General features: G+C 68.6%; 21 protein-coding genes. 11 read left to right on the top strand and 10 right to left on the bottom strand.

Annotated elements, in window-relative coordinates:
• Window positions 1–68: 68 nt before the first annotated feature.
• The 6 genes from AC5P7U_RS17890 to AC5P7U_RS17915 all read right to left on the bottom strand — a co-directional run bounded on the left by AC5P7U_RS17890 (window position 69) and on the right by AC5P7U_RS17915 (window position 6,788).
• Complete coding sequence (locus AC5P7U_RS17890; protein WP_495221304.1) at window positions 69–1,232, bottom strand: hypothetical protein; 1,164 nt, start codon at window positions 1,230–1,232, stop codon at window positions 69–71.
• Between the two features lie 94 nt (window positions 1,233–1,326).
• On the bottom strand, window positions 1,327–2,223 hold the full coding sequence (hemF, locus tag AC5P7U_RS17895) for an oxygen-dependent coproporphyrinogen oxidase (RefSeq protein WP_197563350.1): 897 nt from the start codon (window positions 2,221–2,223) through the stop codon (window positions 1,327–1,329).
• A gap of 49 nt (window positions 2,224–2,272) precedes the next feature.
• Complete coding sequence (locus AC5P7U_RS17900) at window positions 2,273–3,379, bottom strand: hypothetical protein (RefSeq protein WP_197563352.1); 1,107 nt, start codon at window positions 3,377–3,379, stop codon at window positions 2,273–2,275.
• 35 nt (window positions 3,380–3,414) lie between these two features.
• On the bottom strand, window positions 3,415–3,972 hold the full coding sequence (locus tag AC5P7U_RS17905; RefSeq protein WP_197563354.1) for a hypothetical protein: 558 nt from the start codon (window positions 3,970–3,972) through the stop codon (window positions 3,415–3,417).
• 30 nt (window positions 3,973–4,002) lie between these two features.
• Window positions 4,003–4,422 (bottom strand): NUDIX domain-containing protein, encoded by a 420-nt coding sequence (locus AC5P7U_RS17910; protein WP_197563356.1) that lies wholly within the window; start codon window positions 4,420–4,422, stop codon window positions 4,003–4,005.
• Entirely contained in the window at window positions 4,419–6,788 is a 2,370-nt protein-coding gene (locus AC5P7U_RS17915) for a prolyl oligopeptidase family serine peptidase (RefSeq protein ID WP_197563358.1), read from the bottom strand. Before AC5P7U_RS17915 ends, AC5P7U_RS17910 begins: the two co-directional genes overlap by 4 nt.
• A gap of 167 nt (window positions 6,789–6,955) precedes the next feature.
• On the opposite strand from AC5P7U_RS17915, the gene AC5P7U_RS17920 reads away from it, so the two are divergent.
• From AC5P7U_RS17920 to AC5P7U_RS17950, 7 genes are all read left to right on the top strand, one after another.
• Window positions 6,956–7,285 carry a hypothetical protein gene (locus AC5P7U_RS17920; protein ID WP_303637224.1) on the top strand — a complete coding sequence of 110 codons (330 nt, stop codon included), beginning with the start codon at window positions 6,956–6,958 and terminating at the stop codon, window positions 7,283–7,285.
• Between the two features lie 37 nt (window positions 7,286–7,322).
• The gene (locus tag AC5P7U_RS17925) at window positions 7,323–7,976 is read left to right on the top strand and encodes an RNA polymerase sigma factor (protein ID WP_495221305.1); all 654 of its coding nucleotides are present in this window, start codon (window positions 7,323–7,325) and stop codon (window positions 7,974–7,976) included.
• Window positions 7,973–8,188, top strand: a complete 216-nt coding sequence (locus AC5P7U_RS17930) for a hypothetical protein (protein WP_495221306.1) — start codon at window positions 7,973–7,975, stop codon at window positions 8,186–8,188. Before AC5P7U_RS17925 ends, AC5P7U_RS17930 begins: the two co-directional genes overlap by 4 nt.
• A gap of 199 nt (window positions 8,189–8,387) precedes the next feature.
• Window positions 8,388–9,785: a cytochrome ubiquinol oxidase subunit I gene (locus tag AC5P7U_RS17935; protein ID WP_008266442.1), complete on the top strand. Its 1,398-nt coding sequence runs from the start codon at window positions 8,388–8,390 to the stop codon at window positions 9,783–9,785.
• A 1-nt stretch (window position 9,786) separates the two neighbouring features.
• Entirely contained in the window at window positions 9,787–10,800 is a 1,014-nt protein-coding gene (gene cydB, locus AC5P7U_RS17940) for a cytochrome d ubiquinol oxidase subunit II (RefSeq protein ID WP_006476247.1), read from the top strand.
• A gap of 150 nt (window positions 10,801–10,950) precedes the next feature.
• Entirely contained in the window at window positions 10,951–11,211 is a 261-nt protein-coding gene (locus AC5P7U_RS17945) for a YcgL domain-containing protein (protein WP_006476245.1), read from the top strand.
• Window positions 11,204–14,542 (top strand): ankyrin repeat domain-containing protein, encoded by a 3,339-nt coding sequence (locus AC5P7U_RS17950; RefSeq protein ID WP_197563362.1) that lies wholly within the window; start codon window positions 11,204–11,206, stop codon window positions 14,540–14,542. Before AC5P7U_RS17945 ends, AC5P7U_RS17950 begins: the two co-directional genes overlap by 8 nt.
• Before the next feature lie 64 nt (window positions 14,543–14,606).
• Here the strand turns inward: AC5P7U_RS17950 and AC5P7U_RS17955 are convergent, their stop codons facing one another.
• Window positions 14,607–16,385: a monovalent cation:proton antiporter-2 (CPA2) family protein gene (locus AC5P7U_RS17955; RefSeq protein ID WP_006475963.1), complete on the bottom strand. Its 1,779-nt coding sequence runs from the start codon at window positions 16,383–16,385 to the stop codon at window positions 14,607–14,609.
• Between the two features lie 343 nt (window positions 16,386–16,728).
• On the opposite strand from AC5P7U_RS17955, the gene mgtE reads away from it, so the two are divergent.
• Together mgtE and AC5P7U_RS17965 are read left to right on the top strand one after the other, a co-directional pair.
• Window positions 16,729–18,099, top strand: coding sequence for a magnesium transporter (gene mgtE / locus AC5P7U_RS17960; RefSeq protein WP_053451136.1), 1,371 nt, complete (start codon window positions 16,729–16,731; stop codon window positions 18,097–18,099).
• Between the two features lie 131 nt (window positions 18,100–18,230).
• Window positions 18,231–20,957 (top strand): bifunctional acetate--CoA ligase family protein/GNAT family N-acetyltransferase, encoded by a 2,727-nt coding sequence (locus AC5P7U_RS17965; RefSeq protein WP_197563364.1) that lies wholly within the window; start codon window positions 18,231–18,233, stop codon window positions 20,955–20,957.
• 24 nt (window positions 20,958–20,981) lie between these two features.
• Here AC5P7U_RS17965 and AC5P7U_RS17970 read toward each other — a convergent pair whose 3' ends face one another.
• Window positions 20,982–21,362, bottom strand: coding sequence for a YbjQ family protein (locus tag AC5P7U_RS17970; protein ID WP_006475882.1), 381 nt, complete (start codon window positions 21,360–21,362; stop codon window positions 20,982–20,984).
• Between the two features lie 138 nt (window positions 21,363–21,500).
• Here AC5P7U_RS17970 and AC5P7U_RS17975 point away from each other — a divergent pair, with 138 nt between their 5' ends.
• The gene (locus AC5P7U_RS17975; protein ID WP_197563370.1) at window positions 21,501–22,208 is read left to right on the top strand and encodes an alpha/beta fold hydrolase; all 708 of its coding nucleotides are present in this window, start codon (window positions 21,501–21,503) and stop codon (window positions 22,206–22,208) included.
• Between the two features lie 114 nt (window positions 22,209–22,322).
• On the opposite strand, the gene dkgB is transcribed toward AC5P7U_RS17975, so the two are convergent.
• Entirely contained in the window at window positions 22,323–23,132 is an 810-nt protein-coding gene (dkgB, locus tag AC5P7U_RS17980) for a 2,5-didehydrogluconate reductase DkgB (protein WP_006475881.1), read from the bottom strand.
• Between the two features lie 87 nt (window positions 23,133–23,219).
• Window positions 23,220–24,434 (bottom strand): MFS transporter, encoded by a 1,215-nt coding sequence (locus AC5P7U_RS17985; protein ID WP_006475880.1) that lies wholly within the window; start codon window positions 24,432–24,434, stop codon window positions 23,220–23,222.
• A 106-nt stretch (window positions 24,435–24,540) separates the two neighbouring features.
• Here AC5P7U_RS17985 and AC5P7U_RS17990 point away from each other — a divergent pair, with 106 nt between their 5' ends.
• Entirely contained in the window at window positions 24,541–25,443 is a 903-nt protein-coding gene (locus AC5P7U_RS17990) for a LysR family transcriptional regulator (RefSeq protein ID WP_006475879.1), read from the top strand.
• The last annotated feature ends 153 nt before the right edge of the window (window positions 25,444–25,596 follow it).

The following is a 25,596-nucleotide window of genomic DNA, read 5'->3' on the forward strand; positions in this document are numbered from 1 at the left end:
AGCGCCGAGCCTGGGCCCGGCTGCACGGTGCATCAGCCGGGCGGGGGACCGGTGCTACCCAGCCCCGGTCATGGCGTGCAGCGGTCGTTGCTCGCCGCAGGCTTGCGCTCGTAGTAGGCGAAGCGGTTGCCACCGTCGATACCGGCCAGGTTGCCGTTCTGCAGCAGCTGCAGCACGAAGTCGCTGCCGAGTTCGCGATGGATGAGGATGCGGCCGTCGCGCAGGCTGGCGCGCAGTGGCTGCTCGCGGCCCCCGGCTTCGACCACGCCATCCTGGAGGAAGCGCAGCTGCGACAGCACGCTGCGTTCGGCTTCAAAGCTGCCGCAGGGCAGCGCGCTGGCCGTGACCGGTGCCAGCGCCGTGCCGGGAGCGCTGGCCAGCACGCCGAGATCCTTGGCCGGCCCGCAGGCCGGGGCATCCGCGCGCTGCGCACACGACAGTTGCAGCGCCTCGCGGGCCTGCTGCAGGCGGCCACTGCTCCACAAGGTCTCGGCGGTGTCGGCGCAGAACGTTTCGCCCTGCTGTACGCGGCACAAGGCGATCAGTTCATCCAGCTGTGCCGGCGGCAGCGGCGCATCCACCGAATGCTGCAGGCCGAGCAGGGCCTTGCCCATCATTTCCGAGGCGACCTGCCTGGCCACCGCCGTGCAGCCCTCGGCGTCGAACGACGGTGACTCCTCCTTGCAGATCTCGGGCATCGGCGGCTCCGCCGTGCTTGGCGAAGCGTCCTTGGCCTGCTGGTGGTAGGTTTCCAGCAGGCGCATGCAGGCGGCGCCCACGCCCTCGGCGCACCAGGCATGCAGCTTCTGCGGTGCGGCCTCCGGCAGCGCTTCCAGGCACTCGGAGGTATTCATCACGCAGCCGTCTTGGATGGGCTCTGGCATCACCTTGCATGCGGCGGAGCGCTCACGGGTGAACTCGCGGTAGGGCGTGCTGAGGGTGCGTTCGTTGTCGGAGAAGTACCAGTTCTCCAGGCGGCCCGTGGACAGGTTGCCGGTGCCGAGCACGTCGTCCTGGCGGGCGATGCGCAGTTCCTCGGTGGCCTGGTAGGGACCTGACAGGAAGCCGTGGCCCTCGCTTTCAAGGGTCAGCGTGGTGTTGCCGCTGCTGTCCTTGTAGGTGCCGCAGGCCATCGATTGCGCGGCGGCCGGCAGGCTGGCCGAGGCCAGCACGAGCAGCAGCAGGGAGCGCCAACCCGCAGCGCGGGGACGAAGGGAAACAGACGCGGGCATGACATCATCCTTGAGGAAAAAAGACGACCTGTCCGGTGCACGACGCACCGCAGGCGTGGGGATGGCACCAAGCGTCAGGCGTGGTGCCGGAAGATCAGAGCCAGTCGCGCGGCACCAGGTAATCCGCCAGGCGTGCCTCGGCACTGCCGGCGTCCGGGTTGAAGCCGTATTCCCAGCGCACCCGCGGCGGCAGGCTCATCAGGATGCTTTCGCTGCGGCCACCGCTCTGCAGGCCGAACAGCGTACCGCGGTCGTAGACCAGGTTGAATTCCACGTAGCGGCCACGGCGGTACAGCTGGAACTCGCGTTCGCGCTCGCCATGGGGCGTGTCCTTGCGCTGCTGCACGATCGGCAGGTACGCCTCCAGGAAGCCATCGCCGACCGCGCGCAGATAGTCGAAATCGCGCTCGAAATCGCCATGCAGGTCATCGAAGAACAGGCCGCCGACGCCGCGTGTTTCGTTGCGGTGGCGCAGGAAGAAGTACTCATCGCACCAACGCTTGTGCTCGGCGTAACGTTCCTCACCGAATGGCGCACACAGATCGCGTGCGACCCGGTGCCAGTGCTGCACGTCCTCGTCGAACGGATAGAAGGGGGTCAGGTCGAAGCCGCCGCCGAACCAGCTGGCCACCACTTCGCCGTCGCGCTGCGCCTGGAAAAAGCGCACGTTGGCGTGGGTGGTCGGCACGTAGGGATTGAGCGGGTGGAACACCAGCGACACGCCGGTGGCGCGCCACGAGGCGCCGGCCAGTTCCGGTCGGTTGGCCGAGGCCGACGGCGGCAGGCGGCTGCCAGCCACGTCGGAGAAGCCGATGCCGGCCTGTTCGAACACTGCACCATCGCGCAGCACGCGGGTACGCCCGCCGCCGCCCTCGGCCCGCTGCCACAGGTCTTCCTGGAAGCGGGCCTGGCCATCGACGGCCTCGATCGCCGCGCAGATGCGGTCCTGCAGGTCGGTGAGGTAGGCGCGCACGCGCTCGAATTCGTTCATGGCGCGTACTTTACCGCAGGGCCCGGCCGGGCCGTGCGATGCACGGCGGTCAGCGCCGTGGTGGGCGGCACCGGCCCGCGTCGGTCACTGGCCGGTAACGCTCGTAGGCGGTCTGAATGTCCATGCCGAGCAGGTCGCCATTGCCCAGCTGGCGCAGCACGAAGGTTTCGCCGTGCTGCTGCAGCTGGACGGCACCTTCGTGCAGCCGGGCCTGCATGCCATCACTGAAGTCGAAACTGTCGAACTGGCCACCGTCGGCCTGGTAGCGGCCACACGGCACCCGCTGCAGCGGCACCAGGCGCAGATCGGTACCGAGTTCACGCAGCGGCGCGGTACGTTCGCAGGCACTGACGCGGCCGCCATCGCAGGTGACCTGCAGGGCCTGCACCGCCAATGCGGGCTGCAGCGCGGTCAGCTGCTGCGCGGCTACTTCAACGCAGAAGCGGCCACCCCGGTGCTGCAGGCACAACTGCTGCAGGCGATCACGCGCAGCGACCGGAAGCGGCGAATCCAGCGTGTCTTCGTCTTCCTGTGCCAGCCGTTGGTCCACCCGCCGCATGGCGGTGGCCAGTGCATCGTCGGTCATGGCTTCGCAGGCCTGCCGATCGTGCCCGGCGGTGTGTTCGCGGCACGGCGGCGGGCGCTCGAAGAAGGCCGGGCCGGCGTCATCGGCAGCATCCGCCGCACCGCCCTCACGCATCAGCCGCAGCAGCGCCGAGCAACCCGCACCCACGCCCTCGTCGCAGGCGCGCCGGGCCTGGCCGGGCGAGGCCGTTGGCAGCTGCACCATGCAGTAGCTGCCAGCAGCGCGGCAGCTGCCGGCCACCGCGCTGGGTTCGGCGGCGCAGGCCCGGGACTGGCGCAGGGTGTAGACCACCGACACGCTGTCCTCGATGCGCTGCCCATCGGCGCTGATCCGGATTGGCTCCGCCACGCCATCGTCGAGCATGACCAGGCGGGCCTGTGCCGCACTGCGATCGACCCACAGCGGCTCCGGCTCATCGATGCCGTTGTGGCGGTAGCCGCTGCTGGGGCTGGTGAACACCAGTGCCATGCCGTCATCGAGGCTGCGATACTCGCCGCAGCGCAGGGCATCGGCGCTGGCAGGCAGCGCGGTGAACAGCAGCAGGGCAGGGAAAAGAGCCAGCAAGCGCATGCGACGGTCCTTGTCGTGCGAGAAGGGGATGGGGCTCAGCGGAAGCGCGAGCGGATATCGGGCCGCAACAAGCGCCAGGCCAGCCAACCCTGCAGGCCCAGGAACAGCACTGAAGTGCCGAGCAGGGTGAAGGTCATCATCCAGCGACGCGGCTGCAGCGACTGCTGCATCTCCGGCCCGTCGGCGAGCAGCACGATCATGTCGCGCATGAACACGTCCCACCACCAGGTGATCGCGAAATTGGCCAGCGCGCTCAACAGCAGCATCACCACGAAGCTCCATAGGCCCCAGTAGCGTTCGCGCAGCAGCCCCCAGCTGGCCACGGCCGAGACCAGGCAGAGCAATGCAGCGATCATCGAGGCACCCACCGGGTGCGCCAGCAGCCAGGTCAGGCTGTGCATCTGCCGATGCTGTGCTTCACCCGCCAGCAGCTGCCAGAGTGGAACGTCGTGCAGCGGCCACACCAGCAGCCCCTGCAGCACGAAATAGCCGGCCAGCAGTGCGGATAACCAGAAGGACGCCTGGACCAGTGGCCGGATCCACGCGTGGTAGGGCGAAGGCTGCAACGAGGGCGGCGGGAGCGGCACTGACATCCGGTGTCCTTGCAATCGGCACCCGCGCGGTCAGCGGGCCGTCACCCGGGTGGCGACGGCCGGCAGGATATGGTGTTCGCTCAGCGGTGCCAAGGGCAGGCCGTGTGGCGGCTGCAGCGGCACCCAGGCCAGTTCGGCAATCTCGGCGCGCGCCTGCGGGGTACCGTCCACCTGCACCCACCACGCCTGTGCCTGCACGCGATGGCCGGGCTCGTTCACCGCCCAGTCTTCAAAGGCGCCCAGCGGGAGGGCGGCATCGGCGCGCAGCTGCACGCCCAGTTCCTCGTCCAGCTCGCAGGCCAGCGCCTGCAGCGGCGCTTCGCCGGGTTCGGGTTTGCCGCCCGGCTGGATGAAGCGGTGGGCGCCGTGCTTGCGCACCACCAGCGCCCGGCCACGGTCATCCAGGATGACCGCGGCCACGATCTCTATCGTGGCCGCGGCAGTGCTCACTTCAGGTTCTGCTCGAACAGCTTGAGGATGCGCTTGTACTGGTCCAGCCAGGAATCGGCACGGACATAGCCGTGGCGTTCCAGCGGGTACGGCGCGATCGACCAGTTGTCCTTGTGCAGTTCGATCAGGCGCTGGGTGAGGTTCACCGAGTCCTGGAAGAACACGTTGTCATCCATCATGCCGTGGGCGATCAGCAGGTTGTCCTGCAGGTTCTGCGCGTACTCGATGGGCGAGGACACGCGGTACGCCTCCGGATCGATGTCCGGGGTGTTGAGGATGTTGCTGGTGTAGCCGTGGTTGTACTGGTGCCAGTCGACCACCGGACGCAGCGCGGCGCCGGCCTTGAAGGTGCCCGGCGAGCGGAACAGCGCCATGAAGGTCATGAAGCCGCCGTAGGAACCGCCGTAGATGCCGGCGTGGTCGCGGTCACCCTGCTGGGTATCGACCAGCCAGTCCAGGCCGTCCTTGTAGTCTTCCAGTTCCGGGTGGCCCATGTTGCGGTAGATCGCCGTACGCCAGTCGCGGCCGTAGCCCTCGCTGCCGCGGTAATCCATGTCCAGCACGATGTAGCCCTTCTGCACCAGCAGGTTGTGGAACATCTGCTCGCGGAAGTAGGCCGGGTAGCGCTGGTGCACGTTCTGCAGGTAGCCGGCGCCGTGCACGAACATCACGATCGGGTACTTGCGGCCCGGCTCCTTGTTTTCCGGTTCGTAGTACTTGGCCCAGACCACGCCGGCGCCATGCTTGGACGGCACCGCCACCAGCTTCGGCTGGACCCACTGGCGCGCCTTGTAGCCGGCGGTGCGGGTATCGGTCAGCACGCGCGCCTGGCCACCGGCAATGGGCAGCACCGCCAGCTGCGGCGGCAGGTAGGCGCCGGAGTAGCGCACCAGCAGCTGCTGGCCATCCGGCGACAGCGAGAAGTCCTCCACGCCGTTGAGGCTGGTCAGCTCGCGCACCTGGCGGCTGCCGGTGTCGACCGCGCAGACTTCATAGTCATGCGGGGCCTGCTGGTTGCACAGGAAGTAGAAGCCCTTGCCATCGGCCGACGGTACCGGCGCCGAGGTTTCCCACTTGCCGCTGGTCAGTGCCTGCGGCTTGGCGCTGCCGGCCTGGGTGTACAGGTGCGAGAAGCCCGATTCCTCGGACAGCAGCCACAGCGTGCGGCCATCGGCCATCCAGCCGAAATCGTTGAAGCCCCAGTTGATCCAGGCGTTGTCGGTGAGGCGGTGGCGGTTCTGCACGCGGCCGTCGGCGGCGTTGACGCTGATGATCCAGCGGTCCTTGTTGTCGTTGGCACGCAGCATTACTGCAGCCTGCTGGCCGTCGGCGCTCCAGCGGATGCCACCGCCCATGAAATCACTCATCACCTGCAGGCTGCGTTCGCCCTTCAGTGCGTCCTTGCCGGCCTTGCGGCGCAGTTCGGCCAGCGGATCGGTGCCGATGCCCGGCAGGCCCGACAGCGAGAGCTTCTCGGCCTTGCCGGTGCGCACGTCGACGTACCACAGGGTGTGCGGCTCGAAGCCGTTGCGGCCAACGCGGGTGCGGGTGTCCTCGGTTTCCTCGTAGCCTGATTCGGTCACGTACAGCGGCATCTTGCCGCCGCGACCGTCATCGAAGTCCTTCGGCTTGGTCACCACGATCAGGTGGCCCAGGTCCGGCGACAGCACGCTGTCGGCAATCTCCACATCGGTGCCCAGGTACACCGGGCCGGGCGCGCGGGTCGGGTCGGCCTGGCGCCAGCGCTGGTCCTGGTCCTTCAGCGCCTCGCGCTGGTCGCGGTCGCGACGCAGGGTTTCCAGCGTACGCAGCTGCTGGTCGCGCAGCACGTCGGCCTTCGGCGGCGTACGCGGGTCCTTCTCGGCCTTCAGGCTGGCCACCTGCTGCACGCCGCTGGCGGCAGTCCAATGGAACCAGTTCTGGCCGACGCGCCAGATCACGCCGTTGTCGGCCGCGAAGTTCACGTTGCCTGCGCGCTCGTTGCTGCGGGTCAGCTGGGTCAGCGCGCCGCTGCGCAGGTCGCGCACGAACACGTCGCCATTGCGGACGAACGCACTGCGGCTGCGGCTGCGGTCGTAGACCGGCTCGGCCACGTCCAGGGTGCCGCGCTGGTCATCGGCCACCTGTGCGGCCACGCCACCGGCCACCGGCTGGCGGAAGGTGTCGCGCACCGGGCTGCCGTTGCGCTTGAGCTGGTACTCCACCTGCTGGCTGTTCCACGACCACCAGGCCTTCTCGACCGGCGGCCCGATCCAGTCCGGGTCGGCCATGGCCTGTTCGATGGTGATCGGCGTCGGCGCGGCATGCGCGGCCGGTGCGGCCAGCACGGCCGACAGCAGGAGGGACAGGGGCAGCACTCGGGACATGGGCGGACGGCACCGGAAGAGGAAACCGGGCAAGGGTAGCAGCCGCCCCGGCCGCGGGCAGGGGCCACAGGTCATGGCAGCGGAATCGGCAAACTGCTGCAACCGGTTGCCGGGCTCGCGCATCCATTGTCCTGAACCCGCATCATCCACCGAACAGGAGTCCGACCATGCAGGAACTGATCCCGATCACCCTCTTCATCTGCATCGCCTATGCGATCCACGCCATTGCCGATGCCCGCGCCCGCAGCAAGCTGGTGGCCCCACACGTGCCGGAGGAGGTGATCCGCTCGCTGGCCGTGCTGGAAGAGGAGCGCCGCCGCCAGGGCGCGCTGCGCTGGGGCATCAGCCTGGTCTGCCTGGCGCTGGCGATGGCCCTGCTGGAAGCCATCGGTGCCCGTGACCTGACCTTCGGTGCCGCCGCCGCGCTGGTTGGCAGCGCCGGCCTCGGCCAGCTGCTGGCCTGGCACTTCACCCGTCCTGCGGCGCGCAGGGGCTGAGCTGGCCCATGCCACGGGCACAGGGGGCGCCCCGTAGATGAGCCTGCTCGGCGAAGCATTGTCGGCACTGCGGGGCCGTCGCCGCCAGAACATGGTGGCGATCGCAGCACCTGCCGAGCCACTGGATGCGGATCAGGCCCTGGTGCGGGCGATCATCGATGGCTCGCAGGCGGCCTTCGCGCACCTGGTGGAGACCCATCAACGCACCTGCGCGCACGTGATCGGGCGCATGGTCGGCGACCGCGACCAGGTGGCCGACCTGCTGCAGGAGACCTTCCTGGCGGTGTTCCGCCAGCTGCACCGGTTCCGCTTTGAATCCTCGCTACGCACCTGGGTCTCGCGGGTGGCCTACACCACTGCATTGCAGCACCTGCGCCGGCGGCGGCTGGAGGCGCAATGGATGGTGGCGGTGGAGGTGCCTGAGGAACTGGGCATCGGCGATGAAGGCCCCGGGCCGGCCGAGTTGAGCGAGGCGGTGCAGGCCGGGCGCCAGCTGGGCGCGGCACTGGAGCGATTGAGTGCGCCGCAACGACTGATTGTAGGCCTGCATTATCTGGAGGACTTCGATCTGGCCGAGATCGAGCAGGTCACCGGGCTGGCGCGCGGTACCATCAAGAGCCACCTGTACCGCGCGCGGCAGGTCCTGAAGCAGGAGTTGACGCGACGCGCCACCCCCGGAGAACTGCTGTGAGCCAATCGACTGACCCTCGCGATGCGGACGAGCGCGCGCTGGCACAGGCGTTGCGTGAACAGGAACAACGGCACGCCGTGCCTGATGTGAGCGAGGCGCTGCAGCAGCGGCTGCAGGCGGAAACGCGCGACAGCGGTGTGCTGTACGTGGTGGTGCAGGTGCTGTTGTTCGGCGCGCTGCTGGCTGCCGCGGCCTGGTATTTCTGGAACTGAGGCGCCCTCCGGGCGGTGGGCCTGGTAGATGCCGACTTTGGTCGGCGTTTGGGCCTGTGTGCCAACCAAGGTTGGCAGCTACCAGAGCGGTTGACCCCTGCGACAAAGTGAAGCAGCGCGTCACCCGGTCGCATCCCGGCTTAACCAAATCCTCCTAAAGTGGTCCGGTATCCCACCGGTCGCAGGCAGGAGGCGTCCCTTGGACGCGTTGTTGTTGTCCCGGATCCAGTTCGGATTCGTCATCAGTTTCCACGTGCTGTTCCCGGCCTTCACCATCGGCACGGCCAGCTGGCTGGCCTTCATTGAATGGCGCTGGCTGCGCACGAAACTGCCCGTGTGGCGCGAGCTGTACTTCTTCTGGCAGAAGATCTTCGCCGTGTCGTTCGGCATGGGCGTGGTCAGCGGCATCGTCATGGCCTTCCAGTTCGGTACCAACTGGCCGCGGCTGAGCGAAGTGGCTGGCACGGTCATCGGCCCGCTGCTGACCTATGAAGTGCTGACCGCGTTCTTCCTGGAAGCCAGCTTCCTCGGCGTGATGATGTTCGGCTGGGGGCGGGTGTCTCCGCGCCTGCATTTCCTGTCCACCTGCATGGTCGCGCTGGGCACGCTGTTCTCCACGTTCTGGATCCTGTCGTCCAACAGCTGGCTGCATACGCCGGCCGGCTACGAGATGGTCAACGGCATCGTGCACCCTGTGGACTGGTGGCAGGTGGTGTTCAACCCCTCGTTCCCGTACCGCCTGGCGCACATGGCGCTGGGTTCGTTCATCACCACCTGTTTCGTGATCGGTGGCGTCGGCGCGTGGTACCTGCGCAAGGGCACGCACGTGGAAGCCGGCCGGCGCATGCTGGTCGCGGCGGTAGCGTTCGCGGCGCTGACGGTGCCAGTGCAGATCTTCGTCGGCGACATGCATGGCCTGAACACGCTCAAGCATCAGCCGATGAAGATCGCGGCGATGGAAGCGCACTGGCATGAAACCAAGGAAGGCGAGGGCGTGCCGCTGGTGGTGTTCGCGCTGCCCAACGAAAAGGAAGAGCGCAACGATTTCGAAGTGGCGATCCCGAAGCTGGGCAGCGTGATCCTCACCCATTCGCTGGACGGCAGCTTCGATCCGCTCACGTCGGTGCCGGCCAGCGAACGGCCGCCGGTGACGCCGGTGTTCTTCGCCTTCCGCATCATGGTCGGGCTGGGCACGCTGATGCTGCTGCTGGCCTGGGTCTCGGCATTCCAGCTGTGGCGCCGGAAGCTGCTGGATTCACCCTGGCTGCTGCGCGGCTGGAACTGGATGTTGCCGAGTGGCTTCATCGCACTGCTGTCCGGCTGGTTCGTCACCGAAATGGGGCGCCAGCCGTGGGTGGTGTATGGCGTGCTGCGCACCGCCGACGCAGTGGGCCCGCAGAGTGCGTGGATGACCGCGCTGTCGCTGGGTGTCTACGTGGTCGGCTATGCCTTCGTGTTCGGCTGGGGCATCTGGTACCTGGTGAAGATCCTGCGCCATGGGCCGCAGCCGTATGCCGAGGGGCCGTCGCTGGACCACGGCAGCCATACCCCGGCGCGCCCGCTGTCGGCAGCCGACGAACCGCTGGAGGATCGCTGACATGGACCTGATGACCTGGCTGCCGGTGGCGTGGTTCGCGGTGATCGGTTTCGGTGTACTGATGTATGTGGTGCTGGATGGCTTCGTGCTCGGCATCGGCATCCTTGCGCCGTTCGCCGAAGACGAGGAACAGCTGGACCTGATGATGAACACCGCCGCACCGATCTGGGACGGCAACGAGACCTGGCTGGTGCTGGGTGGCGCCGGCCTGCTGGCGGCGTTCCCGAAGGCGTACGCGGTGCTGCTGTCGGCGCTGTACCTGCCGGTGCTGCTGCTGGTGGTGGCGCTGGTGTTCCGTGGCGTGGCCTTCGAGTTCCGCTTCAAGGCGCACCGCTCACGCCGGTTGTGGAGCGTGGCGTTCGCGCTGGGCTCGCTGCTGGCCACCTTCGCCCAAGGCGTGATCCTGGGCACGCTGGTGCAGGGCCTGCCCCTGCAGGACGGCGTCTATCACGGCGGCCCGTTCGCCTGGTTCAGTCCGTTCGCGATGTTGACCGGCGCCGCGCTGGTGGCCGGCTACGCGCTGTTGGGCAGTACCTGGCTGATCCTGAAGACCGAAGGCCGGGTACAGGCGCTGGCGCGGCAGATGACCCGGCCGCTGGTGGTGGCGGTGATCGCAGCGATGGGCCTGGTCAGCAGCTGGCTGCCGTTCCTGCAGTCGCGCCTGATGGACCGCTGGTTCAGCGATGGCAACTTCTGGTGGCTGTCGCCGGTACCGCTGCTGACCCTGGCGGTGGCGGCCGCGTTGTGGCGCAGCGCCACCCATCCGCGCCGTGACCTGCCGCCGTTCCTGCTCAGCCTTGCCCTGTTCGTGCTCGGCTTCCTCGGCCTGGTGCTGGGCATGTGGCCGTACCTGCTGCCGCCATCGATGACCCTGTGGCAGGCCGCTGCGCCGGCATCATCGCTGGGCTTCACCCTTGTCGGGCTGGTGATCCTGCTGCCGGTCATCCTCGGCTATACGGCGTGGTCCTACCGGGTGTTCCGCGGCAAGGTGCACGCCGACGCCGGCTATCACTGAGCACCGGGCCAAGGCTGAACGCCGTCGCCACATTGCTGAACCTCGTCGGGGAAACACCGTCGATCACGCCGCCATCGTCGGCTGACGGCTTTCCCCGGTGTCGGCTTTCCGACACAATCATGGCTCTTCCCGGGTTATTGTCCCGCGGACATGCACGCCTACGTCTATAAAAGCCAACTCAAGCCGGACACCTACGTCTACGTTCCCCGACGCGAAGATTTCAGCGCGCTGCCTGCGCCGCTGCTCAAATCGCTGGGGACGCTCACTTTCGTGCTGGACGTCGCCCTGGATGCCCAGCGCCGCCTGGCGCAGGCCGACCCGGACAAGGTCCGCAGCGAAATGAGCGAACGCGGCTTCTACCTGCAGGTGCCGCCTTCGGTGGCCAGCCTGATGCCGCGGCACTATGACTGATCCCTCCCGTCCGCGCGCGCTGTCGATCGCCTTCACTGTTGGCGCCGTGCTGGCGCTGGGCGCTGCCGTGGGCGGCGTCCCGGGCGCCCTGCTTGCCGCATTGGCGCAGCCTGCGTTCGCGCTGGGCGTGTCGTGGTGGCGGCGCAGCCGCGCGCTGCTACCGTTGAAGGTGGTTGCTCGCCAGGATCTGCCGGCGCTGCTGGCGCTGTGGGCGGCCGCACCGGTCCTGTTGGCGCTGCTGCTGGCCTGGCCGCTGGCCGCGTTGCGTGACAGTGGCAGCCTGGCCGCGGTGCTGGGCCTGAGCGTGCTGGTCAGTGCCGGCCTGCTGGCGGCCTGGCGTACCTGGCCGTTGTGGAACGATGTCGAACGCCTGGATGGCAGCCTGGCCCAGCACTGGCAGGCGCTGGCAGGGCGTGACCTGACCGCCTGGCGCGGCCTCGGTGTGGCCGCGCTGGTGATCGCGCTGGCGGCACTGGTGGTGCTGCCGGCCTGGCCGGGCCTGCTGCCGGAAAGTGCACGATGGCCGGCCGCGCTGGCGGTGGTGGTGCTGTCGCCGCTGCTGCACCTGCTGCTGCAGCGGGTGGCGCCCGCACCGCTGGTGTCGTTGCGTACCGGCGCGTTGAACGCGACCAGCCACGAACACGAACCGATGTTCGCCGCCGCGGCCGAGACCGCGCCGCTGGAGGCGATGGCGCCGCAGGAACTGACCCCGGCCCTGTACGAAGCCGCCCGCCATGGCCGCATCGACCGCGGCCTGCAGCTGCTGCAGGCCGGTGCCGATCCCTATGCATTGCCGGACCCGAACTGGCGCGACCAGCGCAGCCTGGCGGTACTGGCCGCGGTGCTGCCCGACCTTCGCCTGCTGCGCGAACTGATCGCCCGCGGCGTCGACGTGAACGCGCCGCACCGCGGCATGACCCCGCTGCTGGCGGCGACCCGTGACAGCTGGCATGGTCGCCCCGAAGCGGTGATGACCCTGCTCGCCAACGGCGCCGATTCGCGCGCCACCGACGGCGACGGCAACACCCCGCTGCACCATGCCGCGCGCAGTTCCGACCCGGGCGTGGCGGCGCTGCTGCGCGATGCCGCGGCCGAAGTCGATGCGCTGAACAGTGATGGCTGGTCGCCGCTGGCGGTAGCCTGCCAGGTCGGCAACTGGCGCCTGGCGCGTTTCCTGCTCGAACGCGGTGCCCGCAGCGAGCCGGCCGAAGGCACTCCGGTGCTGCTGGCTGCCGCCGCCACCGAAGACGACGATCCGGCCGGCGTACAGCTGCTGCTCAAGCACAAGGCACGCGCCGACGCGCGTGATCGCCAACGCCGCAGTGCGCTGCACGAGGCCGCATTGGCGGGCCACGTCGAGATCATCGGCGTGCTGCTCGGTGCCGGCGCCAACCTGGAAGCACGCGATGCGCTGGGCCGTACGCCGTGGCTGGAAGCGGCCCGTGCCGGTCGCGCTGCGGTGATCGAGCACCTGCTGCCGCACAAACCCGACCTGGTTGCAGTGGACGGCGAAGGCCGCAACGCAGTGCAGCTGGCGGTGATGGCCGAGGATGTCTCGCCGCTGCTGATCAAGCGCCTGGTCGAGCTGGGCATCGCCGCCGATGCCGCCGATCCGGTCGGCCGCCGTGCGGTGGACTATGCCGCCGAAGCGGGCCGCTGGGCGATCGTGGCCCTGCTGGACCCGTCCTATCCGTTGCCGGCCGCCGTCAGTGATGGGCTGGCCGAGCGCGGCGAAGCGGCCATGGCCAGCGGCCTGCTGCCGGACCGTCCGCCGCTGACCCTGCTGCGGGAAGCGCTGGGTTTCGGCAACACCGAAGGCATGGCCGCGCTGGCCAGGCTGTGCCAGCCGGAAGAACTGGGTGGCCTGCTGCTCGATCCGGAGCTGGCGCTGGAACCGCGTGCGGTCGACTGGCTGCTGGGCCACGGCGCCGATCCCTATGTGCGTGACGCCTGCGCCGACACGCCGATGTTTGCGCTGCTGTCGCGCGGCATCGATGCGGTGCCTGCACTGCAGGTGATGCTGCAGCGTGGCCTGTCGCCGGCCGGGCGCGGTGGCCTGGCGCGCTTCCTCGCCGCCTGCGCCCAGCACGACCAGGCCGCCCGAGGGCTGGAACAGCTGGCGCTGGAATTGCTGGAACGTGGTGCCGATCCGTTTGCGGCCTCGCCGGCCGGCGATCCGCCGCTGTCGCTGGCGGTACGCCTGGGTTGGCTGCGCCTGCAGCAGGCTCTGTTGAAGGCTGGCGTCGATCGCGAAGCGCGCGACAGCCACGGCATGACCGCCTTGCATCTGGCCACCGCGCTGGCTCGCGAAGGTGCATTGAAGCTGCTGGTGCAGCACGGCGCCTCGCCGGAAGCACGCGCCGCCGATGGCCAGACGCCGCTGGGCGTGGCGCTGTCGATTGGTCGCCGTGACCTGGCCGACTGGCTGGACTGGCGGGTGTGGCCGTTGCCACGCCGCACCCTGCGCGAGGCCGATCTGCCGGCCGCCGCGATGGCCGGTGACGTCGATGCAGTGCGCCGCCTGATCGATCTTGGATTCGCCGTCGACGCGGTTGATGCACAGGGCTGCACCGCGCTGCTGCGTGCGGCCGGTGGCGGCCATCTGGCAGTGACCGACCTGCTGCTGGCGCGTGGCGCCGATCCGCAGCACGCGGCGGCCAGTGGTGCCACGCCGTTGTCGGCGGCGGTCAGCATGCGCCAGGTGGACATCGTCTCGGCCCTGCTCGATGCCGGTGCCAAGCTGGAACATCGCCTGCCGGGCGGAGTGACGGTGCTGATGCTGGCCTCGGCGCTGGGCCTGCCGGACATCGTCGCGCGCCTGCTCACCGCCGGTGCCGACGTGCACGCCGGTGACGCGCAGCAGCTGGGTCCGCTGCACTGTGCCGCGCTGTATGGCTTCAGTGCCCGTGACCGCTCGCGCCTGCTGGCCCTGCTCGACACCCTGCTGCTGGCCGGTGCCGAGCCGGACCAGGCTGCTGCCGGTTCGGTTACGCCGTTGCTGCTGCTGCTGGGCGCACGCGCCGAGCCGGGTACCGCCTGCGACGAGCAGGTGGTGATGGCCGCGGTGGAGCGCCTGCTGGACGAGGACGTGAGCCTGGACGTGCGTGACCCGCGCGGTTTCGGCCCGCTGCACCTGGCCGCCCTGCACGGTTTGCCGCTGCTGGTGCAGCGCCTGCTGCGTGCCGGTGCCGATCCGGAAGTGCGCGACAGCCTCAACCGCAGCCCACGCGAGATCGCGGTGATGCGCGGCTTCATCGACGTGGCCGGTGAGTTCGAGCCGCGCGTGCCGGGTGTTTCCTCGATGGCCCGGTTCCTGCGCGACAACGGCTGATCCCAGCGGCCGGCACGACCGGGTTCGCGAACCATCGGGTGGGTGCCGACCTTGGTCGGCACGCCTACGTGTCGTCGCTTTCCGCGTCGGCCTCGAACAGGTGCATCAGGTCGTTGCGCGCATCGCGCGAGGTCTGGATCACCGCGGCCTCGTCGTCGTAGACCAGGTACTGGTCGCGCAGCAACTGCTCGTCGTGTTCGCGGAAGCGCTGCACATGGCGTTCGGCCACGTTCGGGGCCACGCCCAGCGCGGTCAGCACGCGCCCGCTCATTTCCAGGCTGGTGCCGAACACTTCGCGGAACGGCTCGGCCGACATGTCCATCAGCCGCCACGCATGCTGGCGGTTGCGCGCGCGGGCCAGCACCGTTGCATCCGGATACAGCCGGCGCACCATGCGCACCGCGCGCAGGTTGGTCTCCGGGTCATCCACGGTGATCACGAACACATCGATGTGCTCGCCACCGGCCGCGCGCAGCATTTCGGGCCGGGTCGGGTCGCCGTAGTACAGCTGGTTGCCGAAGCGGCGCAGGTCGGCCACGGTGTCCGGGTTCGCCTCCAGCGCCACGAACGGCACCTTCTGCGCGGTCAGCAGACGCGCGATCACCTGGCCGAAGCGGCCCATGCCGGCGATCAGCACCTTCGGCCGGTTGTCCGGTGCCACCTTGTCAGCCTCGGCGGCCTGGCGCGGTGCGGCCTTTTCCTGGCCGAGCAGCCTGAGCAGCGCGATCATCAGCAGCGGCGTGATCGCCATCGACAGGCCGACGATGGCCACCAGCCGGTCATGGTTGGCGTTGCCCAGCAGGTGCGCGCGCTGCGCTTCGTTGAACACCACGAAGGCGAATTCACCGCCCAGCCACAGCACGCTGCCCAGCAGCAGCGACTGTCGCGAACTGAGCCTTGCAATACGCCCGATCACGTACAGCAGGCCGAACTTGACCACCAGCAGGATGCCGACGCCGGCGGCGATCAGCCACGGCTCGGACGCGATGCGGTCGAGGTCGATGCCCATGCCCACCGCAATGAAGAACAGGCCCAGCAGCAGCCCCTTGAACGGCTCGATCTGTGCTTCCAGTTCGTGCCGGAATTCCGAGTCGGACAACAGCACGCCGGCCAGGAATGCACCCAGGCTGGGGCTGAGGCCGGCTTCCTGCATGAACCAGGCGGTGCCCAGCACCACCAGCAGGGCGGTGGCGGTGAACACTTCCGGACTGCGGGTGCGCGCGATGATGCTGAACACCTTGCGCAGCACCGGTCGCCCGCACAGGATCACCACCGCCAGCGCACCCAGCGCCACGGCGGCATCCTCCCAGCGCAGCGTCTCGTTCTTGACCCCGCCCAGCAGCGGGATGGCCGCCAGCAGCGGGATCGCGATCAGATCCTGGAACAGCAGGATGGCAAAGCCCAGCCGGCCATGGTCGCTGTTGATCGCCTTGTGCTCGGACAGCAGCTGCAGGCCCACCGCGGTGGACGACAGCGCCAGCGCTACACCCACCACCAGCGCGCTTTTCCACTGGAAATGGTCGAGCAGCAGCAGGCCGCCCAGCACCAGCCCGGACAGCGCCACCTGCGCCGCACCGGCACCGAACACCGAGCGCCGCATCACCTTCAGGCGTGCCGGCGACAGTTCCAGGCCGATCACGAACAGCAGCATCACCACACCGATCTCGGCGGCGCCGAGGATGCGGTCGGCGTCCTGCACGAAGCCCAGCCCGTCCGGGCCCAGCACCACGCCGGCCGCCAGGTAGCCCAGCACCGCGCCGAAGCCGAACTTCTTGAACACCGGCACGGCGATGACCGCCGCCAGCAGCAGTACCAGCGCCAGTTCCAGACCGCCGCTATGCATGGGAATACCTGGTCATCGGGGAAACCGGCCGCGCGTCCGTTCGGAGGAGGAAAGACATGGCGAACGCCACCGCGACATTATGCGCGCCGGTGCGTGTACGCACGAGGACACGCGTGCGGGCAACGCTGTCGGCTGGCCCTGGGTTGACCTGCATGCCCGGCAGGTCCAGACTCCCCGCCGCTGGCGGCGCGTCCGCCGGCACACGCATCCCGGAGTCCCCAACCCATGTCCAGCGACAGTAGAAGTCGACCTCGTTCGACGCCAGCGATGGCCACCGCCTGACATCGGGACGGTTTGCCTGCGTTGGCGTTGCGCGAGGTCGCACCCCCACAAGGCAGAACCGATGAACCAGAAGCAATTGCTGCGCGCAGGGGCCGATGCTGCTGCCCTGGCCGCACCCCTGGCGAACTACAACACCGCCGACGCGGTGGAGTTCCTCAATACGCTGGAGCTGACGCGCGCCGCGGACACGCTGGCGGCGCTGCCGTTGCCTCGTGCGGTGAAGATGCTCGAAGCGCCGGAACTGCACCGCAGTGGCGAGCTGGTGGCCGCGTTGCCGCCGGCCCGTGCCGCCGCCCTGCTCGGGCTGATGGCCGACGACCGTGCCACCGACATCGTGCACGAGCTGGACGAGGACGAGCGCGCGCGGTTGATCCCACTGCTGGGCACCGATGCGCGCCAGGCCATCCAGAAGCTGCTGAGCTACCCGCCCAACACCGCTGGCGCGCTGATGACCACCGAGTACGTGGCGGTGCCCGCCAGCTGGACCGTGGCGCAGACCCTGCAGCACATCCGCCAGGTCGAGCGCACCCGCGAAACGGTGTACGCGATCTACGTTCTGGACCCGGCCAGCCAGCACCTCCAGCAGGTGGTGACCATGCGCCGGCTGATCACCGGATTGCCGGAGGAATCGATCCTGGACGTAGCCCAGGTCAACCCGCCGGTGACCGTTGACGCGCTGATGGACCAGGAAGAAGTGGCACGGCTGATCCGCCGCCACGACCTGCTGGCGATCCCGGTGGTCGACGCGCAACAGCAGATGCTCGGCATCGTCACCGTCGATGACGTGCTGGATGCGCTGATCGAGGAATCCACCGAGGATGCGCACAAGTTCGGCGGCATGGAAGCGCTGGACAAGCCGTACATGCAGATCGGCTTCCTTGAGATGCTGCGCAAGCGTGCTGGCTGGCTGAGCGTGCTGTTCCTGGGCGAGATGCTCACCGCAAGCGCCATGCAGCATTACGAGGACGAGCTGGCACGCGCGGTGGTGCTGACCCTGTTCATTCCATTGATCATGAGTTCGGGTGGCAACTCCGGCTCGCAGGCCACCTCGCTGCTGATCCGCAGCCTGGCGCTGCGCGAACTGCGCCTGCGCGACTGGTGGAAGGTGGCCCTGCGCGAGATCCCGACCGGTATGGTGCTCGGCGCCATCCTCGGCTGCCTGGCCATCGTGCGCATCGTGATCTGGCAGCTGGGCGGCCTGCACGACTACGGCGAGCACTGGATCCTGCTGGCGATCACCATCGGTGCGGCGCTGGTCGGCATCGTCACCTTCGGCTCGCTGTCCGGCTCGATGCTGCCGTTCATCCTGAAGCGCCTCGGCTTCGACCCTGCCAGCGCCTCGGCCCCGTTCGTCGCCACCCTGGTGGACGTGACCGGCCTGGTGATCTATTTCAGCATCGCCGCGATGATCCTGCACGGCACGCTGCTGTAAGCCGGAACCCCGCCTTTGGTAGGTGCCGACCTTGGTCGGCACGCAGAACAAAAAGGGGACGGAGGGGATTAAGTCGTTTGTGCCACAAACGACTTAATCCCCTCCGTCCCCTTTTTGGGTACCGTAGGCGCATGAGTACCTACCATCTGCAGTCCGTGTTCCGCCCGCAGTCGGTCGCGGTGATCGGTGGCAGCCCGCGTGAGCGTTCGGCCGGCCGGGCGGTGATGCGCAACCTGCGTGGCACCGGCTTTCCCGGCAAGGTGGCCTGGATCAACCCGCGACATGCCGAGATCGATGGCATCCGCACGGTCAAACGGCTGAAGGACCTGGACTGGGTGCCGGACCTGGTGGTCATCACCGCGCCGGCGGCGATCGTGCCTCAGGTGGTGCGCACCGCCGCCGAGCGCGGCGTGCAGGCGGCGATCATCCTCACCGCGCACCTGGGCGAAGGCCCCGGCTCGCTGTCGGCGCAGGTGGAGGCGGTGGCGCGCACGCATGGCCTGCGCATCCTTGGCCCGCACTGCCTGGGCGTGATCGCGCCGCATGCGCGGCTCAACGCCAGCATTGCCGCGCATTTCCCGCAGGCCGGCGACCTCGCGCTGATCTCCGAATCCTCGGCCATCGCCGCCGCACTGGTGGAATGGGGCGTGGCGCGCTCGGTCGGATTCTCTGCCGTGGTCTCGCTGGGCGACACGATGGATGTCGACTTCGGCGATCTGCTCGATTACTTCGCCACCGACTACCGCACCCGCGCCATCCTGCTCTACGTCGAGCAGATCAAGGACGCGCGCAAGTTCATGTCGGCCGCGCGTGCGGCCGCCCGTGCCAAGCCGGTGGTGGTGGTGAAGTCGGGCCGCGCCGAACGCGTGCAGCCGGGCAGCCGCGATACCCACGTGCAGGCGCTCGCCCGCGCCGACGATGTCTACGGCGCGGCGTTCAACCGCGCCGGCCTGCTGCGCGTCGGCGCGCTGGACGAACTGTTCACTGCCGCCGAGTCGCTGGGGCGGCTGGGCACCTTCCCCGGCCGCCGCCTGGCCATCCTCAGCAACGGCGGCGGTGTCGGCCGCCTCGCGGTGGACCAGCTGATCGCATTGCGGGGCACGCTGGCCAACCTGTCCGAGAGCACCATCGAAAAGCTCGACGCGGTGCTGCCGCAGGGCTGGTCGCGCAGCAATCCGGTCGACATCGTGGTCGATGCCGACGGTGACCGCTACGCCTCGGCCATCGAAGCGCTGCTGGCCGACAACGAAAACGACGCGGTGATGGTGGTCAACGTGCCGACCGCGTTCACCTCGTCCGCCGATGCAGCGCAGGCGCTGACCCGCACGCTCGGCCTGCGCCCGCGCCACCACCGCGACAAGCCGGTGTTCGCGGTGTGGCTGGGCAACGACGACCAGGCCACCGCCACGCTCAACGCGGCGCGGGTGCCGACCTATCCGACCGAGGCCGAAGCCGTGCGTGGCTTCCAGCATCTGGTGCGCTACCGCGAAGCGCAGAACGCGCTGATGGAAACGCCGCCCAGCCTGCCACAGGATTTCAATGTCGATGCGGCGGCTGCGCGCGCGCTGGTCGATGCCGCGCTGGCCAATGGCCAGCAGTGGCTGGACCCGCTGGCCACCCATGAGCTGCTGAAGGCCTATGGCATTCCGTCCGCGCCGGTGATGCACGCGCGCGATGCGCACGAGGCGATGGACCTGGCGCAACCGCTGCTGGAGCGCGGCGCCAGCGTGGCGTTGAAGATCCTGTCGCCGGACATTCCGCACAAGTCGGAAGTGGATGGCGTGCGCCTCAACCTGGGCACGCTGCCCGCGGTGCAGAGCGCGGCCAATGCAATCCTGTCGCGTGCCCGCCAGCTGCGGCCCGATGCACGCATCGATGGCCTGCTGGTGCAGCCGACCATCGTCCGGCCGAAGGCGCGCGAGCTGATCGTCGGCATCGCCGACGACGCCACGTTCGGCCCGGTGATCGTGGTCGGCCGTGGCGGCACTGCGGTCGAAGTGATCAACGACAAGGCGCTGGCACTGCCGCCGCTGGACCTGCGCCTGGCCCACGAACTGATCGGCCAGACCCGTGCCTCGCGCATCCTCAAGGCCTACGGTGACGTGCCAGCGGCCGACGAGCGTGCACTGGCGCTGGCATTGGTGAAGCTGGCCCAGCTGGCCGCCGATATTCCCGAAGTACGCACGCTGGACATCAATCCGCTGCTGGTCGATGGCAAGGGCATCCTCGCCCTCGACGCACGCATCGCCATTGCGCCCTCGCGCATCCTGCACAAGGGCCGCGGCCACCCCCGTTTCTCGGTGTTCCCGTACCCCAAGGAGTGGGAGCGCACCATCGAACTGTCCGACGGCGGCCGCGCCTTCGTACGGCCGGTGCGGCCGGAAGACGACGCGCTGTTCCGCGCGTTCTTCGCCCGTGTCAGCGACGAGGACCTGCGCCTGCGCTTCTTCCAGTCGGTGAAGCACTTCAGCCACGAATTCATCGCGCGCCTGACCCAGCTGGACTACGCGCGCTCGATCGCACTGGTGGCGATTGAACCGCGCAGCGGCGAGATGCTCGGCGCGGTGCGCCTGCACGCTGACGCCGATTACCACCGCGGCGAGTACGGCATCCTGATCCGCTCGGACCTGAAGGGCCACGGTATCGGCTGGCGGCTGATGGCGATCATGATCGAGTACGCCAAGTGGCTGGGCCTGGACGTGGTCGAGGGCCAGGTCCTGCGCGAGAACAGCACCATGCTGGCGATGTGCCAGAGCCTGGGCTTCAAGACCAAGCTGGACCCGGACGACCCGACGGTGATGATGGTGACCCTGCCGGTGCAGCAGGTCGAGGTGCCTGAGGTGCCCCCGGTGGAGTGAATCACGCCCGGCGGCACACCGGCCTCAGCGCAGGGGTTCCACCACCACCGCCGTGCCATAGCACAGCACCTCGGTCAGCCCGGTCATCACATCGGTGGCGTCGTAGCGCATGCCGATGATCGCGTTGGCGCCCAGTTGCCGCGCGTGCTTGACCATGTCGCGGTAGGTTTCCTCGCGGGCCTGTTCGCACAGTTCGGTGTAGATGGTGATGTTGCCGCCGAACAGGGTCTGGATGCCGCCGAGGAAATTGCCGACGATCGAGCGCGAGCGCACGGTGATGCCACGCACCACGCCCAGGTTGCGCGCCACACGGTAGCCGGGCAGCTCGAAGGCGGTGGTGACCAGCGAATCGTCGAAGCGCAGCGCCGGAGGGGAGGGGATGCCGCTGTTGTAGGGGTCTGCCATGGTCGCGTCCGTGTCGTTGCCTTCTGTAGAGTCGAGCCATGCTCGACTGGCTGTGGAGCCGTCTCGCAAGCTCGACTCTACAACCCAACGGCCCGATGCGGCATGGCTCTGTCACTGTACTGGCGCGACAATACCGCCATGACCGACCGTATTCCCCTGCTGCTGCTCCCCGGCCTGCTCAACGATGCCGAGCTGTGGCGCGCCCAGCTGGCCAACCTGGCCGATATCGCCGACTGCACGGTGGGCGACCAGACCCGGGGCGAAACCCTGCAGGCGGTGGCCGAAGACGTGCTGGCGCAGGCACCGGAGCGGTTTGCGCTGGCCGGCTTCTCACTCGGTGGCTTCGTCGCCCAGCAGATCCTGCGTATCGCTCCGGAGCGGGTAGTGCAGCTGGCATTGATCGACACCTCGATCCATGCCGACTCGCCCGAGCGCGCAGAGCAGCGTCGCAGCCAACGTGCCAGCGTGCGCCTGCCGGGGAAATTCCATGGCTTCGGTGATGCACTGATGCGCAGCTACATCGATGCCTCGCGGCTGGACGACTACGTGCTGGTTCAGCGCGTGCGCGACATGACCGCGCGGCTGGGCGCCGAAGTGTTCCTGCGCCAGAGCGCGCTGGAGCGCCGCGATGGGCATGACGTGCTGGCGGGTTACCGTGACCCGCTGCTGATCGTGTGCGGTGCCAACGACCGCATCACGCCGCTGGCAGTGAGCGAGGAAATGCACGCGCTGGTGCCGCATTCGCAGCTGGTGGTGGTGCCCGATTGCGGGCACCTGGCGCCGATGGAGAAGCCGGAAGAAGTGAGTGCCGCCATGCGTGGCTGGTTGCTGCAGGAGGAGGGATAACCCCGCCTTCGGTAGGTGCCGACCTTGGTCGGCACGTTGTTTCAGCGATCGATCACAGGTCAGTGCCGACCAAGGTCGGCACCCACCGATTCGGTGCCGCAAACACGGTCGGGATCAATCCCAGGCCGGGGCGATGCCTTCCGGGTTGGCCAGGCGATGGCCGCGGTCGAGCTTGGCGATCTGCGCCATGTCTTCGTCGGTCAGGCGCACGGCCGCCGCGTCGAGGTTGGCGGCGAGGTTGTCGCGCTTGGTCGACGACGGAATGACCGAGAAGCCCTGCTGCAGCGCCCAGGCCAGCGCTACCTGTGCCGGGGTGGCCTGGTGGCGGCCGGCGATGGCCTGGATCACCGGGTCCTTCAGCACTTCGCCATAGGCCAGGCTCATGTAGGCGGTGATGTGGATGCCGTTGTCCTGCAGGAACTTCACCAGCAGGCGGTTCTGCAGGTACGGATGGATCTCGACCTGGTTGGTGGCGATCGCGTCGGCACCGAGGATCTCGATCGCCTTGCGGGTCTGCGCGATGGTGAAGTTGGAGATGCCGATCTCCCGGGCCAGTCCCTGCGCCTTGGCTTCGGCCAGTGCCGGCAGGTATTCCTCCATCGGCACGTCGACCTTGTCGTTCGGCGACGGCCAGTGGATCAGCGCCAGGTCGACGCGGTCGGTGCGCAGTTTTTCCAGGCTGGTGCGCAGGCTGGCCAGCAACGCATCGTGCTTGAACTCGGTGATCCACACCTTGGTGGTCAGGTACAGATCGTCGCGCGGCACACCGGATTCGGCGATGGCCTGGCCGACTTCGGCTTCATTGCCGTAGATCTGCGCGGTATCAACGGCGCGGTAGCCGACCTCCAGCGCTTTGCGCACCGAGTCGATCACGGTCTGGTCCTTCAGGCGGAAGGTGCCGAGACCAAAGGCGGGGACAGTCATGGGAAGCTCCAACGGGGGGAAGGGAGTAGCAGGAGAAGAGGGTAGGGCAGGCACCGTATGCATGCCGGCAACGGTGCATTGCATGAATCAATGCGCGGTGGCGGCAATGCCGTCGGCGCGCGGGTCGATACCATCGCGACGGTCGAGGCGACCACTGAGCGCGGTCAGCGCGTAGGCGCCAACCACCACCAGCGCGCCCAGCCACGGCGTATGCATCAGGCCGATGTGCTCCACCACCAGCCCACCCAGCGAGGCGCCCAGGGCGATGCCGATGTTGAATGCGGCGATGTTCAGGCCCGAGGCCACATCGGTGGCCTGCGGCGCATAGCGCTGCGCCTGCTTGACCACGTAGACCTGCAGGCCCGGCACGTTGCCGAAGGCCACGGCCCCCAGCGCCAGCACCGTCAGCAGCATCAGCACGCTGTTGGAGGCGGTGAAGGTGAGCACGAACAGCACGATGGCCAGCAGCGCGAAGATGTGCTTCAACGCCGGCACCGGGCCCAGGCGGTCGGCGAGTCGACCGCCCCACAGGTTGCCGATCGCCACCGACACGCCGTAGACCAGCAGCACCAGGCTGACCGCATTGGCCGAGAAGCCGGTGACGTCCTGCAGGATCGGCGCCAGATAGGTGAAGGCCAGGAAGGTGCCGCCGTAACCCAGTGCGGTCATTGCGTAGACCAGCAACAGGCGCGGCTGGCCCAGCACCGCCAGCTGCTGGCGGAAGCTGGCCGGTGCGCTCTGCGGCAGGTTGCGCGGAACGAACAGCAGCGCGCCCAGCAGGGCGATCACGCCGAGGCCGGCCACGGCCAGGAAGGTGGCGCGCCAGCCCAGGTGCTGGCCGATGAAGGTGCCCAGCGGCACACCGGTCACCAGCGCCACGGTCAGGCCGGTGAACATGATCGCGATTGCGCTGGCGGCCTTCTCCTTCGGCACCACGGCAGTGGCGATGATCGCGCCGATCGAGAAGAACACACCGTGCGCCAGGCCGGTGAGGATGCGCGCGGCGATCAGCGAGGTGTAGCCCGGCGCCATGAAGGCGATGACGTTGCCGAGGGTGAACAGCACCATCAGCGCCACCAGCAGGGTCTTGCGCGGCACGCGGCCGGTCAGCGCGGTCAGCACCGGCGCACCGATGGCCACGCCCAGTGCATACAGCGAGACCAGCAGGCCGGCCGAGGGCAGGCTGACCTGCAGGTCGGCGGCGATGGTCGGGATCAGGCCGACGATGACGAATTCGGTGGTGCCGATGGCGAACGCGCCGAGGGTCAACGCCAGCAGGGCGAGGGGAATGCCACGGATCATGACAGGGTCCAGCAGGGGAAGAGGCTGCGCAGTCTGCGCCGCCGTCTTTGGCTGAAAAACCGGTCTTCACGCCAATCACTCTTGCCGTGCAGTCAATAATGGCGGCATGAAGACGACGCTTGATGAAATGCAGGCCTTCCTGGCAGTGATCGACAGCGGTTCGATCAGCGCCGCCGCCGAGCAGCTGGGGCAGACGCCGTCGGGCGTGAGCCGCGCGCTGGGGCGGCTGGAGGACAAGCTGGGCACCACCCTGCTGACCCGCACCACCCGCCGCCTGCACCTGACCGCCGAGGGCGAGGCGTACCGGCGCCATGCGCGCGCGATCATCGATGCGGTGGAGTCGGCGGAGGAACAGATGGCGGCACGCCGCGAGCGCCCGGCCGGGCGCCTGCGCGTGGACGCGGCGATGCCGTTCGTGCTGCACGTGATCGCGCCACTGGTGGCCGGTTATCGAGAGCGCTACCCGGACGTGCAGCTGGAGTTGAACAGTTCCGACCGCTACATCGACCTGCTGGAGAGACGCACCGACCTGGCGATCCGGATCGGGCCGCTGGCCGACTCCACCCTGCATGCACGGCCGCTGGGCCGCTGCAGGCTGCGGCTGGTGGCCAGCCCGGCCTATCTGGACAGGTCGGGCGAGCCGAGCACGGTCGCCGCGCTCGGCCAGCACACCCTGCTCGGTTTCAACGAGCCGGAATCGCTGAACCGCTGGCCGCTGCCCGGGGAGTCGGAGGGATTGCTGCTGGTGCGCCCGGACATGGCGGTGTCCAGTGGCGAGACGCTGCGCCGGCTGGCGGTGGAAGGGGTGGGCATCACCTGCCTGTCCGACTTCGTCACCGATCGCGACCGCGCCGCCGGCACGCTGGTGCCGGTGCTGGCCGCGCAGACGCTGGAGGTGTACCAGCCGATCCATGCGGTGTACTACCGCAACACGGCGGTGTCGGCGCGGATCAGCTCGTTCCTGGATTATCTGGCCGCGGCGATGGCGCAGAGCGATTACCTGCGATAAGCGTTGCCGCCGGGTTGCCGGCAGCGGCCGCCACTACCGCAGGCTCCGGTGGATGCGGACCGTTGGTCCGCACCGATCCTGCCGTCGCCCGACCCACGGTCGGGCACTACCCATGTGGCGTTGGGCACTGCCGGCCAGCGGCCGGCACTACCC

This window comes from Stenotrophomonas sp. YJH_SMC_57 (assembly GCF_059369755.1).